The organism is uncultured Shewanella sp., assembly GCF_947491715.1.
GTDB lineage: Bacteria > Pseudomonadota > Gammaproteobacteria > Enterobacterales > Shewanellaceae > Shewanella.
The window spans coordinates 44,831-58,453 of record NZ_CANLKR010000003.1 but is presented as its reverse complement, the minus strand read 5'-3'; the positions used below and the strand labels follow the sequence as shown (position 1 = coordinate 58,453).

The window sequence follows — 13,623 nt, the reverse complement described above, 5'->3', positions numbered from 1 at the left end:
CTTTACTTTTATGACGTGAAATGATGACGAATTTTAATCATTCATTTTCATTGGTGCCATTAATTATTAACTCAAGCCTTAAAGAAAAAAGCCCATCATGCTTTATTGGGAATGGCGTAAAAGAGCAAACAAACATGAATAATAATTAATCTAAATGATTAAGAATGGATCAATTTGTCGCTTTCTACTTACAAGGTGTTGATTTTACAATTTATAAAATAGAGTTATTACACTAAAGTATAAGCGCATGAGTTTTAAGGGGAATAATCCATACTCAGGTATACACCTGATATGTAGTAAGCCATTTTCGTTATAAATTAATTAAAGAATGAACAATAACGCTGCAGGACTCCTTAATTCACCTGTGCCCACTCACTCTGAAATAGACAATAAATAATATGGATAGCCAAATTCGCAATATGAACGACTTCAATTCTATGATCAATATTCGTGGTACAGGCATTGCCTTACCCGAGCATGTCATTCAATCAGTGCATATTGATGCAACACAAGATTGGCCTGAAGGACAAACAGAAAAAACCACAGGGGTCGCTTCACGTCATTATGTCACTCATGAAACCCCAACTAGCATGGCCGTAGCCGCCATTGAACAGGCAATAGATAATAGTGACATTACACTTGATGATATCGATTGTATTATTTCCGCCAGCAGCACCTTAGAACAGCTTATTCCTTGCAGTGCAGCCAAAATTCATAAACAGCTACCGTTAACTCACCCTATCCCTGCTTTTGATATCAATATGACTTGCCTAAGTGCAGTCAAAGCACTCGATGTGGCCCATGCCTTACTTTCCACACAGCGCTATAAGAACATCCTCATTGTCTCATCTGAAATCGCCTCCATTGGCCTTGATTGGAGCGTAAGAGAAACTGGAGGCTTATTTGGTGATGGCGCCGCAGCATTAATTGTTAGCCAAGCAACGCAGAATGCGACTCGGGTCGTCGCCAGTCACTTTGAAACCTACAGTGAAGGCTTTGAATTTTGCCAAGTTAGAGGCTATGGTACCTTACATCAACCCTCTAAAACTGAAGGAGAATATCAGCCTTTTGAGTTATTTGAAATGAAAGGTAAATCGGTATTTAAAATGACCACCCATCATATCAAGGGCTTTGTCGAACGTACTTTAGCAAAAACCAACTATCAGATTGACGATCTGGATTGGGTTATCCCCCATCAAGCTAGCCAACTAGGGCTGCAACATATTGAAAAACGTCTCAATATTTCCCCTGGAAAAATGGTCAATATCTTAAAAAATAGAGGTAATCAGATTGCCGCTTCTATTCCATCAGCACTGCATGAATTATTACAATCAGGCAAAGTCAGCACAGGTGATAAAGTCATGTTATTGGGTACATCAGCGGGACTAAGCTTTGGCGCGATCATATTGGAGATCGGATGAAAGCCATTATCACCGGTGCCACAGGGTTTCTCGGCTCACACTTAGTCAAATACCTAGAAGAGCAAGGTTATCAGGTATTAGCTTTGGGGCGAAATGAAACGAAAGGGCGCACACTCAATTCCGCCCAAACACGCTTTAAAATGGTCGACCTAACCCTTAAAAGTGATGTCATCTCAGGATTTGAAACCGCAGATGTTATTTTTCATTGCGCCGCTTTTTCCAGTGCCTGGGGGGCGGCAGAGGCCTTCTATCTAGCGAATGTTGAAGCCACAAGGCATGTGCTCATGGCGGCTAAACATCATAAAATCAAACGTTGTGTCTATGTGTCTTCCACCAGCGTTTATTTTGACTTTACCGACAAGTTGGACATTAAAGAGAGCCAAGTCCTGACATCGGGGTTTGCCAATGAGTATGCTAAGACTAAATATCTGGGCGAACAAGTCATGCTCAATGAATGCGGTGACACTGAAGTCGTGATCATCAGACCACGAGGGATCATCGGTGAAGGCGATAACAGTATTTTCCCCCGTATATTGAATTTACTTGATAAAGGGTTTTTCCCCTTAATGGACCAAGGTCGCGCCTTGGTGGATATTACCTACGTCAAAAATGTCGCCCATGCTCTCTACTTGGCCGGTAAAAAACCAAAAATCAATAAACACTGTTTTAATATCTCTAATGATGAGCCAATGACAGTGAAAGCCTTAGTCGATTTGCTCACTCTTCACGCCAATAAAACGGTTCGATTTCTACCAATGTCCTATGCGCTTTTGGCTAATATTGCTCGTGTATTGGAAACCATTGCTAAAGCCTTCGACACAAAAGAGCCCCTGCTCACTTGCTATGGCGCAGGGTTATTAGCCAAGTCACAAACATTAGACATCAGCGCAGCAAAAACAATTTTAGGCTACCGTCCAATTTATCGCCTTGAACACGCTATTGTACAATATTTTAATAGGAAGCCCCCATGCTAACCTTACTAAAAGTGGGTCATTGTTTTCACCCAGAAGCCATGGTGATGCGAGGTCATTCTTGGAAAAGTATGCAATTTCCTGCCTATGTCGGGCTCATCAAACATCCCTCTCTAGGCTACGTGCTGTTTGATACGGGTTACGCAAAACGCTTTATACAAGCAACTCAGCCTTTCCCTGAGCGCTTATACCGCTGCTTAACACCAATGCACTTATGCGAAAAAGAGCAACTGATCACTCAACTCTCTTTACGGGGCATTGCAGCAGAAGAAATCAATTTCATTTTCATTTCCCATTTCCATGCCGATCACATTGCGGGGTTAATGGACTTCCCTCAAGCGACGTTTATCTGCTCTCAAGCGGCGCTCAATGCCATTAATGCCTCAAGTCGTTTTAAAGGATTACTCAAAGGCTATCTGCCTAAACTGCTGCCCAATGACTTTACTCATCGTTGCCGCTTTATCGAAGACAGTCACACTTTAGCCTTACCTCACCATTATGCGCCTTTTCAATTAGGTTATGACCTATTCAATGATGGCAGTCTGTTGGCGATTTCTTTACCGGGTCATGCCGCTGGGCATTTTGGCCTGTTATTAGAACAGTGTCAGCAAACCGCCTTTTTGATTGGTGATGCTTGCTGGACACAAGAAGCTTACACCCAAGGCGCAAGACCCAATAAATTTGCCAACATTATCATGGATAATGGGCAAGCATATCTCAATACCTTAGATAAACTCTCTCGCCTCTACTCCCGTAATAAAGAGATAGTGCTTATTCCCAGTCACTGCAAAAAAACCATTGAAGCATTAACGCCATGATGAAAAACAACCCTATACAGCACCCTAAACTCAACAACACCCTAAATAAACTAATCTGTTTAGGTGCCTTTGCTGGAAGTTTTGTTAAAGCAAAATACTATCATAAAAGAACACGGACAAAGCTAGAGAAGCATCAAGAAAAATGCTTCATTCGCTTCAAGCAAAAAGTGTTAACGCATTCACCTTATTATCAAGCATACCTTGACTTACCCTTAGCCGCATTTCCTGTGATCAATAAAAAAATTCACATGGCCAATTTTGATCGTATCAATACCGCCCATTTATTACGGGATGAAGCTTTATCGATTGCGATTCAAGCTGAAAACACACGGGATTTCAGTCCAAGTTATGGGCAATATGCCGTGGGATTATCATCAGGAACCAGTGGCAATAAAGGCTTGTTTATCTCATCAAAAGCAGAGCAAGCTCAATGGGCTGGCGATATGGTAGCTAAAGCCTTTCCCCAATATTTAAAACCTCAACGAATTGCTTTTTTTCTACGTGCCAACAATAAGCTTTATGAGAGCTCGCGTAGCGTATTGACGCAATTTCGTTTTTTTGATTTATTAACGGAGTTGGAGCACCATGTCAGCACGTTGGAAGCTTATAACCCGACTATCCTCATTGCGCCAGCCAGTGTACTTCTGCATTTGTCACGCTTACAACCTGCGATTATTCCTAAAAAAATCATTGCTGTCGCAGAGGTATTAGAAGAAGAGGATAAACAGCAAATATCTGCTTACTTTGGCCAAAAAATACATCAAATATACCAATGTACTGAAGGGTTTTTAGGGATCACTTGCTCCCATGGCAACTTACACCTCAATGAAGACAACCTCATCATTGAAAAGCATTGGGTTAATCAAGCGCAGAAACGCTTTTCCCCAATCGTCACTGATTTAAGACGCACAACCCAGCCCATTGTGCGCTACTTGCTGGATGACGTATTAATTGAAAACACCACGACTTGCCCTTGTGGTTCATCCCATACCCGTATTCAGTCTATTGAAGGGCGCAAAGATGATGTGCTGCAACTAACTAACAACAGCAATAAACAAATTGATGTCTATTCTGATTTCATTCGCAACACCATCGTATCTCATTGCGAAAAAGTCAAAGAATATCGCGTCACACAAACCCATACCAATGCACTGCTTATTGAATGCGAACCTTATGACAACAAAGACAACATTGTCAGCAGTTTGCACTCACTTTTTAACAAACTTGATATTAAGCAGCCCGATTATCAGTTCAGGCCGTATCAATACCCTAAAAAAGGGGAAAAACGGCGTAGAGTGATAAATACCGTTAAATCAAAATAATAAATCGATAGCCATCAATCCCCATTAGGAATGACATTGAAATGAAACGTTTTCTTATTACTTGTGCTAGAGCCCCTGTTTCACTGGAGCTGGCCAGAAATTTAGCCAAGCATGGACATCAAGTGTTTATGACTGATTCATTGCGCTATCCGCTCGCTAAAAATAGTCGAAGCTTAACCCAATTTATCCAGAGTCCCAGCCCAAGAAATAATATCGAACACTATCAAACGGCATTACTGGACATCATTCAAACCCATGAAATTGATTATCTGTTGCCCATGTGTGAAGAGAGCTTTTATATCTCAAAAATCAAAGACAAACTGACGGCACATTGCGAGGTACTATGCCCCGATTTTGAGTTAATGCAGCAATTACACAGTAAATACGATATTTTATCTTTATGCCAAAATACAGGCATCAGCCTACCCAAAACGGAGCAATTGGATTTTAGCAGCGCAATAGCCACTGAGATGTTGTCTAACTGTATTGTAAAAAGAGAGTTTTGCCGCTTTGGTACCGATGTTTTACTGTCTCCCACCCCTAAAAGTGTACAGCACTTGTTTGACACCGGTTATGGTCGCATTCTAAAACAAGAAAAAATTCAAGGAAATGAGTATTGTACTTATGCGATTGCGGTACAAGGAAAGGTCTTTGCCCAAGCTATTTACCAACCCACTCATAGATTAAAAGTCGCTGCGGGTATTTACTTCAAACCTATTGTAAACCAAAAAATAAGTGATTTTATTCAAGCCTTTTGCCAAAAACATCAATACACTGGGCACCTTGGGTTCGATATTATTGAAACACCTGATGATATTTATATTATTGAATGTAACCCACGAGCCACCAGTGGCCTGCACTTATTAGAAGACGCCAATTTGGCCGATGCATTGTTAGGTGTAAGCACTCAACATCTTCCCCATTTTCAACAGCCAAAAATGATTTCACTCATGATGGTATTGGCAGGCTTACCCTTTGCCATACGTCAACGAAAAGTGAAAGCTTGGTACCGAGACTATCAACAAGCAACCGATGTCATGACATGCAAAAATGATAACGGATTTTCATGGTTTCAATTTATTTCACTGGCAGAACTGGCTCAAATCGCTTTTAAAGAGAAAATCTCCGTCAGAGAAGCCGCCACACAAGATTTTGAATGGGATGGAGAAGCCATCAAATGAGTACAAAAACCACACTCACAACACAGGAACACCCCGCTGAAGCTTACTGCCAACACTTCATGCCCTCATCACGTATGATAGACAATGTCGATACCCAGCTACAGACACTCACTGTGGGAAAACACTGCAAGCTGCCAATCAGCCTTAATAGTACAGAGTTTCACAACAGCTATGTGTGCTCGCCCTATACGGCGTTTATCCCTTATTGCCTTGAGGAGTTAGATAAACTGAATAAACCTTGGTTAGAATCTCTCATTCGACCTTGTATTCGTTTATTGGGTCATTATCTTAAAAAAAATGATATTAACAAAGTATTACATGTTAATAATTGGCTCTTATCGACTAATTTATACCCTACAAGTTTTCATGCTGACGCGATTGATAAACTGACTAAGACGTTAATTAAAGACTACAGTGAACACACCATTATTTTTCGCTCACTCAACCCTTATTCAAATGCCATTTTAATTCAAGGCTTTAAGCAAGCAGGATATCTCTTAGCCCCTTCAAGACAAGTCTATATTTATGATAAAAAGCTAAGCGATTATCAACAGCGCCGAGATTATAAAAACGATCTCAATTTACTCAAAAAAACGCCTTATCAACGAGTGGATCAAGCAGAGATCACGCCCAATGATTATCCTAGGATCATCGAACTGTATAACATGCTCTATGTCAGTAAATATTCTCAACTGAACCCTCAATTTACTGAAACTTATCTCGACGCCATATTTAGCCACCCACATTTCTCGTTTGAGGGCTATCGAAATGCGCAAGGCACATTGGACGCAATTGCAGGGCGATTTTGCATCGAAGGTATCGTGACTTCCCCCATTGTCGGATACGATATTACTCAACCTAAAAAGCTGGGTTTATACCGATTGGCTGCATTTTCAGGACTAGATTTTGCGCAGAAAAATCAAAAGATTTTTAATGCCAGTTCGGGGGCCGCCCATTTCAAACGACAAAGAGGTGGCCAACCTTTCATTGAGTATTCCGCCATATATACCCAACATCTGCCTAAAAAAACACAACGAATGTGGCAACTATTATCTTGGATCACCAACAAGGTTTTTGTCCCCTTAATTAAAAAGCATCAATTATGACTCTATCTTTAGCACAGGAACACTGGCGCCCTGTCATACAATCACATCAATTAAGAAAAAGTAAACCACTGGCTGTGACTTATCATGATCAAGCCGTAGTGATATTTCGCGATGGCCATCAACTGCATGCCTTAAAAGATCAATGCCCACACCGAGGTGTGCCTTTATCCAATGGTTGCTTAAAACAAGGGATACTGGAATGCCCCTATCACGGCTGGCAATTTAATGGCCAAGGGCAATTAGCCAATATTCCCGGTGATGTGAATTTCAAAGCCCCTAAAAACGCCTTGGTTAAAACCTATTCAGTATGTGAAGCCTATGGTCTCATTTGGCTGAGTTGTGGCAAGCCCCTTCAGCCACCTTTTATTCCAAAAGTACACACCAGCCACCGTTATTCAACGCACATAGGTACCATTGAAGCCAATCTTGTGGATATTGCAGAAAATTTCTTAGATGCACTGCATACTCATACTGTGCACACAGGGATCATTCGCACGGATCAACCCAAACGTCACCTATGCCATGTCCGTATTACCGATCATCAAACGGGTTACCAAGCAGAATATATTGAGGAAAAAAAGCAAACGGGACTCGTTAGCCGTTTATTTGGCGGCCACATCATTAAAGGTGTGGGTCGTATTCATCACTCTGGCATCATTGAATTAGAGTACTTCAATAAAAAAGGCATTGCGCTTTCAGTGATCATTTATCTTATCCCAGAAACGGCACAAAAAACCAAAATGGTTGTACGAACCTATGTGGAAGGGAAAACCTTACTGAGCTATTTTAAAATGAAAGCCCTATTTCCTTTTCAATATCTTGCTTTTTTTCAAGATAAACGGATCTTAGAAATTCAACAAGCCAATCTTAACGGTGATCCCGCGTTTAAACCTATGGTGACAAGAACCGATCTGATGCGTCCTTATATTGTCAAAGCCTTTAACAATGACATAGTACCCACCTTCAGAGAAAAACAGCTTCTTTTGTAATGTAGGGCTGTTCTTAATCGACTTTATTCACAGGATAACATCTTGATAGACCATCATATTGATACACTTTTTGACAAAGCAAAAGTCTTGGCCAAACGCGCCAAATTACCGGGCTTGGCGATTGTTGTGCAGCATAAAGACAAACAGCATTTTTGTCTCTATGGCAAACAATCCATTGACACAAATATTCCCCTCAATAAGCACACAGTGTTTCCTATTTCTTCTCTCACTAAGGCCATGACAGCCTGCCTCGTTGGCATATTGGTTGCGCAAAAAAAATTGACATGGGATCAACCCGTCAATCTCATTTTACCCAATTTTAATCCGCGGTTTACCCTTGTGCATTTAGTCACACATACTCTAGGGCTGCCGCCATACGCTATGGACTATCTAGGTTTTTTAGGCTTCTCATCTGATGAAATGCTCAATGCACTCACCCATTGCAGCCAAACATCAGCGCCCTCTGAGTTTGCTTACAATAACCTGGGCTTTGTTGCCCTTGAAAAAATCATTGAGACCACCCTCAATTGCGCCTTTGAGAAGGCACTATCGACATTCATTCTTAAGCCACTGGGGATGCATCACAGCTCATGTGGTAAACAGGCCTATTTGCAACACAACAATAGAGCCTCACCTCACAAACGAACATTCAATTTGCAAGGTAATACCCCGCTCGCTCTGTCTCGTTTTCCACATCAATTATTGGGCGCAGCGGGGATCAATTGCAGCATTGAAGATATGGGGAAATGGCTCACGTTTTGGACTCATAATCAACACGACAAACTCAATATGACTGCCTATGAGCAAGCCTATTTAACCCGAGGGGTAATACCTTGTACTATCAATGCTAAAACAGGTCATTATGGCGGCGGCTGGCTCATTGAAAATCACTCCCCATACACAATTACCCGTCATACTGGCGGTTTTCCAGGGATCACATCGCTTTTACTCACAGTCAAAGAAAAACAATTAGGCATTGGTATTTTGTGTAATCGTTCTAGCATCATTCCACAAAAAATTGCCGATAAATGCTTACAGCTTTTCATTGATGCCGATTACCCTAATACCCAATTTGCAATGCTTTCTCCTCGCGCATTAGGGCACTATTGCTATTCAAAAATCCCTGCTCTGCGAAAGCCAAAGTCCATGCCAACAATCAAAGGCCGTTACTATAACCCCATTGTTGGCGACATCATTATCACTCCAGAGCTGACTTTTAGTATTGGCCCCTTGGATCACCAAATCCAGCTTAGCCTATTTAAAAGCAATACTTTTAAAGGTCGCTTTAAAAATCGCGATCTTCAACGCAGTCTTGGCAGCATGAAACTCAAAGTGTTAGCGGAGCAAGCTGGTCAAGCCATCAGTCTTCGCCTCTATAGTGACAAAATGGAATGTTTTATGGTGCCTGAAGGTGGTCGGATCACCTTCACCCGCAGTGATCAAGCAGAAGGAAAATAGTATGACTGCCATTCTCATTACGCCAACTAATCTCGATAAAATACCACTTCATTGTGATGATGCCGATTACATCAAAGCCATGATAACCAATACACCCGCACATTATATTAATAATGTTCACGCTCAATACCTTGCGATCCTCATCAATGACCAATTATTGCCATTAACCCTTAACTCATACCATAAACACAACTCATTTGTATGCTCTCTTTATACGGCATTTATTCGCAGCCCTCAAACATCCATCAGCCATCCGCTGCTACGCGGTACCCTGACGGTTATCGGTAAAATACTTAAGCTCTTTAAAATAGATAATGTTATATTTGTCAATAACTTCCTAACAGGAACAAACTTACATACTCGTCAATTAACCTTAGATGAATTGAGTGAAATTCATGCATTATTGGTCGAGGCTTTTCCTACCCATAGTCATGTTTATCGTTCAATACAAGAGACTTATTTATCACCAAAAAAAAACACATTGGCCGCATTAGGCTATCATCTAAGCCCAACGATGAATGCTTACATTTTTAATCCGAATGACAATTTACAACAAAGGCGGGACAATAAACGCGATTTAACCTTGCTAAAAAACACCTCTCTGACAGTGTTGCAACACGATGACATTCACCATAGGCATTATGCAAGAATAGCGGAGCTCTATCAGCAGCTCTTTATCATCCAATATAGCGCGCTTAATCCACAGCTTAACGCTCACTATATTGCGCTCACTCATCAAAACCGCTTCTTTGAGTTTACGGCCTTGTATTGCAACCAATTAAAACAAGTGATGGGATTTACCGCCATCAAACAGAAAGGCAATATGCTAATGAACCCCATCGTAGGCTACGACACCTCTGCCTCTCAATCTCTTGGACTCTATCGGATTTTATATGCACTGAATTTACAAATATGCCAACAACGAGGCATTAAACTCCATTGTGGCACGGGGGTTAAACACTTTAAAATCAGTCGAGGCGCGAAAGAACACCGAGAATTTGGCGCCATTGCCTTTCAGCATTTACCCCGTTATCAACGCTACTTTTGGCAAATGACATTGAAATTGATCCACTGGAGTTCAGAAAAATTTCTGAAAAAAATATCATAATGCCTATTAACCTATTTTCTACTGATAATATTAGCGAGCTTCACCTTGACGGCGTGGATCATCTGATTGCCCAATACATGCTCTTGGGCTGCCAATCCTTTATTACCAATGTCGATACTGAAATCAATATATTGCAGTACCAAGGTATGACACTGCCTTTTAGCATAAACAATAAAGAATATGAATCCTCTTATGTGTGCTCCCCTTTTAATGCCTTTGTCAGTTATGGACGCGATGCCCTACTCTCAGCCACCCCTAAGCTCCTAAAAAAAATGTTGGAATTATTGATTAATGGCTTAGCTTCCCCACTGAAATGGATGCGTATTAACCGGTGCGTGCAAGTTAATAATCGACTGTGGTCAACCAATCTCTATGCCAATAACACATCTCTGGCCGTCACCGCCATAAGAAAGAAACTGACTCAATCCTATCCAAATCATACACTCGCCTTTCGTTCGTTAACGGCGACTTTAAACGGTCAATTAATCGACTCATTCAAAGCCGATGGCTTCATATTATTACCTTCTCGCCCTATTTGTCTGATTGATTATCGCTGCCCCACGCTCATGAAAAAAAGAGCCAATAAAAAAGATCGCCGTTACTTCAATAAAACACCCTACCAATGGCTTAAAAAAGTCGATAAGACGGATGCCTATCATTTACATGATCTTTACCAGAAGATGTTTATCAAACAGCACTCAGTCCATAATCCACAGTTTACCCCACTATTTTTTCAGACATGCATTGAGCAAGATGCCTTAGAAATAAAGGCATTACAAGATCCTCAAAGCGGTAACTTGGTCGCGATGCTAGGCCTGTATATAGAAGGTCATATTCTCACGGTTCCTTTTGCAGGTTACGATACATCTTTGGATAAAAAAGCCTATCTCTACCCCATACTTAACGCACTCATCGCAAAAATATGCGAAGAAAGACAACTGATTTACCATGCCAGTGCAGGGGCAATGGACTATAAACGCGCCAGAGGGGGCATAGAAGAAATGGAATACACCGCCATTTATGTCAACCACTTACCTTGGTTTAGACAATGGGGCTGGAAAATACTCAGTCGGCTCAGCCGCGCCTTTTTCAAGGAGCAAACTCAATGAATAAAAATGGGTTTCGTGCCTTAATTTGGGTCAACTTTTCCGGCGCGACGGTAGATCATTTAATTAAAAATACACTGGTAATATTCATTGGCTTTCAAGCGCAATCAGAACAACTGGCCGCGCAATTCACCACGCTTGGCTTAGCCCTCTTTATGTTACCTAGTGTGCTGCTATCAGGCTTAGCTGGGCAATGGGGCGATAATCATCAAAAGTTGCCGCTGTTTAAAAAACTGAAAACCATTGAATATGTCATCATCATTGTGATCTGCTACGGTTTATACATAAACAACCTTTATTTACTCTGCTTACTCTTACTTCCTGTCGGCATTATCGCCTGTTTAACGGGTCCACTAAAATTAGCCATGATTGATGAAAGGGTCGAAAAACAACAACGCAGTCAATCTTCGACACTGTTTCAATTATCCAGCATTATCGCCATACTCATCGGTAGCGCATTGGCGGGCGGTTTGTTACATGTAGGCCTTAAAATGGCCATAACTGGAATTTTACTGTGCACATTCATCAATGCTATTGGGGTATATCAGCAAAAAAATATCGCGATTAAACATAAAATTACCCATAACAAATCACCTTCTCCACGCTCATTTTACACACAATACCAACACATGTTTAAAACGATCAAGCAAGATCCTAAGTTAGTCTTAGGTTGTTTGCTCATCAGCTTTTATTGGTTTTTTATCAACTTAAGTTATTCACAAATGACCACACTTGCAAAGTATCAACTCAATATCAATGAGGTAAATACCAGCATGTTATTTGTTGTCATGACTGTCGCGATTGCCTGTGGCTCTCTAGTGTTTTTAATACTCAACACACGTCTCTCACAAGGTAAAATCATCTTTGTAGGAAGTATGAGTTTCGCATTAGGTTATGCAGCTTTAAGCATGATGATAGCATTCAAAGAAAATCTTCCTATTATTAGCCTGCTAAGCGAATTCCAACAAGTCATCATTATCATTTCACTATCAAACTTATTTAGCTCTCAGCTGCTTTTTCTCGGGTATGCATTATTGCAAGTAAATGGCGTTGATACACAAAAAACCACTATTTTTGCTGCCAGTAATGTTATTTCAGCTGCAGGCATGATAGCTTCCGCCACCTTAATTAGCCTCGCCCTCCATTATAATGTGAACATAAAATCACTTTTTTTGATTTACAGTCTGCTTTCCCTCGGTGGTGGCGTAATGTTATGGAAGCTGTGCATTTCACAAGAAAAAAAGTCGCTACAGCAAACCGTTTTCCCATCACTCACCGACTAAAAAAGCGAGATCCATCACATAACGTTTCGGGCGCTTTTTATCCACATAAACAGTGATCCACCGCTTATCAAGATACGCGGTGGGATCACGCCATAAATTTTGACTTTTAAAGGTTTGTTTCTGGCTGGTACGAGGATTAATTCCCTGAGTAATAATCTGATAAGGATGACGCCCATTGACTCTTATTTGAAAATTGCACTCAACACCTTGTAGTTGTGTGTCTATCCTATCGCCATATATAGTCAGGCTGGCTTTTTTTCGTCGCCTTATCCAGGCCAATACAGGGCTGAATAACCCTATCCCTAAAAACACTAAGCCTAAGCCTCCCACAATAAGCTCCCCTATCCACAAAGAGAAAAAGCCATTAATACTGACATTTTGAGGCTGCTTAGTGGAATACAAAATATCCACTGGCTCACCAATCTCATAGGCAGGCGGATAGGCACTGGTTGACGAAACAAAATGGGCGGTTTTACCATCGGGTAATTGGTATTCAATAATCGGTGCATACGTCATCGAGCGACTCGAATAGACTTCTTTAAAATCAACAACCTTACCAACACCGCTCGTCGCACCATGAATATAATCTAACGTATTGGATGCCATATAAAAAGCCAAGCCTAACATCAAAACAGCGATAATAAGCACTATTTTTTGGAGTAATGGCATCGATTTCATCACAGGTACCTTCAGTTGACCATTAAACGTCTTTGTTCATATAAACCATGTTAACTACTATTTTTAAAGCTTTTTTACTTTGATTCAAAAATTTATCACTCAAAGACCCGATTCAACACGCAGAATAAACAAAACAGAAACATAAAATCATCAACTCCCTTTCCCCATTCATTGTCTCTATT

Annotated in this window: 12 protein-coding genes; 11 read left to right on the top strand and 1 reads right to left on the bottom strand. The window is 40.9% G+C overall.

Annotated features, from left to right (window positions below; translation table 11 throughout):
• Positions 1-398 precede the first annotated feature (398 nt).
• From Q0779_RS04535 to Q0779_RS04485, 11 genes are read left to right on the top strand one after another with little or no spacing between them, the layout of a single operon-like run.
• Complete coding sequence (locus Q0779_RS04535; protein WP_298769966.1) at positions 399-1,421, top strand: 3-oxoacyl-[acyl-carrier-protein] synthase III C-terminal domain-containing protein; 1,023 nt, start codon at positions 399-401, stop codon at positions 1,419-1,421.
• Positions 1,418-2,395, top strand: a complete 978-nt coding sequence (locus Q0779_RS04530) for an NAD(P)-dependent oxidoreductase (RefSeq protein ID WP_298769964.1) — start codon at positions 1,418-1,420, stop codon at positions 2,393-2,395. Before Q0779_RS04535 ends, Q0779_RS04530 begins: the two co-directional genes overlap by 4 nt.
• On the top strand, positions 2,389-3,210 hold the full coding sequence (locus tag Q0779_RS04525; RefSeq protein WP_298769962.1) for an MBL fold metallo-hydrolase: 822 nt from the start codon (positions 2,389-2,391) through the stop codon (positions 3,208-3,210). The genes Q0779_RS04530 and Q0779_RS04525 overlap by 7 nt, the downstream gene beginning before the upstream one ends.
• Positions 3,207-4,532 (top strand): F390 synthetase-related protein, encoded by a 1,326-nt coding sequence (locus Q0779_RS04520; protein WP_298769960.1) that lies wholly within the window; start codon positions 3,207-3,209, stop codon positions 4,530-4,532. Before Q0779_RS04525 ends, Q0779_RS04520 begins: the two co-directional genes overlap by 4 nt.
• 41 nt (positions 4,533-4,573) lie before the next feature.
• Complete coding sequence (locus Q0779_RS04515; protein ID WP_298769959.1) at positions 4,574-5,713, top strand: ATP-grasp domain-containing protein; 1,140 nt, start codon at positions 4,574-4,576, stop codon at positions 5,711-5,713.
• The gene (locus tag Q0779_RS04510) at positions 5,710-6,819 is read left to right on the top strand and encodes a hypothetical protein (protein ID WP_298769957.1); all 1,110 of its coding nucleotides are present in this window, start codon (positions 5,710-5,712) and stop codon (positions 6,817-6,819) included. The genes Q0779_RS04515 and Q0779_RS04510 overlap by 4 nt, the downstream gene beginning before the upstream one ends.
• On the top strand, positions 6,816-7,808 hold the full coding sequence (locus tag Q0779_RS04505; protein ID WP_298769954.1) for an aromatic ring-hydroxylating dioxygenase subunit alpha: 993 nt from the start codon (positions 6,816-6,818) through the stop codon (positions 7,806-7,808). The genes Q0779_RS04510 and Q0779_RS04505 overlap by 4 nt, the downstream gene beginning before the upstream one ends.
• Positions 7,809-7,850: 42 nt before the next feature.
• Entirely contained in the window at positions 7,851-9,266 is a 1,416-nt protein-coding gene (locus Q0779_RS04500) for a serine hydrolase (protein ID WP_298769952.1), read from the top strand.
• 1 nt (position 9,267) lies between these two features.
• Positions 9,268-10,374: a hypothetical protein gene (locus Q0779_RS04495; protein ID WP_298769950.1), complete on the top strand. Its 1,107-nt coding sequence runs from the start codon at positions 9,268-9,270 to the stop codon at positions 10,372-10,374.
• Complete coding sequence (locus Q0779_RS04490) at positions 10,374-11,483, top strand: GNAT family N-acetyltransferase (RefSeq protein ID WP_298769948.1); 1,110 nt, start codon at positions 10,374-10,376, stop codon at positions 11,481-11,483. The genes Q0779_RS04495 and Q0779_RS04490 overlap by 1 nt, the downstream gene beginning before the upstream one ends.
• Positions 11,480-12,763: an MFS transporter gene (locus tag Q0779_RS04485; RefSeq protein ID WP_298769945.1), complete on the top strand. Its 1,284-nt coding sequence runs from the start codon at positions 11,480-11,482 to the stop codon at positions 12,761-12,763. The genes Q0779_RS04490 and Q0779_RS04485 overlap by 4 nt, the downstream gene beginning before the upstream one ends.
• On the opposite strand, the gene Q0779_RS04480 is transcribed toward Q0779_RS04485, so the two are convergent.
• Complete coding sequence (locus tag Q0779_RS04480; RefSeq protein WP_298769943.1) at positions 12,749-13,441, bottom strand: DUF3592 domain-containing protein; 693 nt, start codon at positions 13,439-13,441, stop codon at positions 12,749-12,751. The two genes, Q0779_RS04485 and Q0779_RS04480, sit on opposite strands and share 15 nt — an antisense overlap.
• Positions 13,442-13,623: the final 182 nt, after the last annotated feature.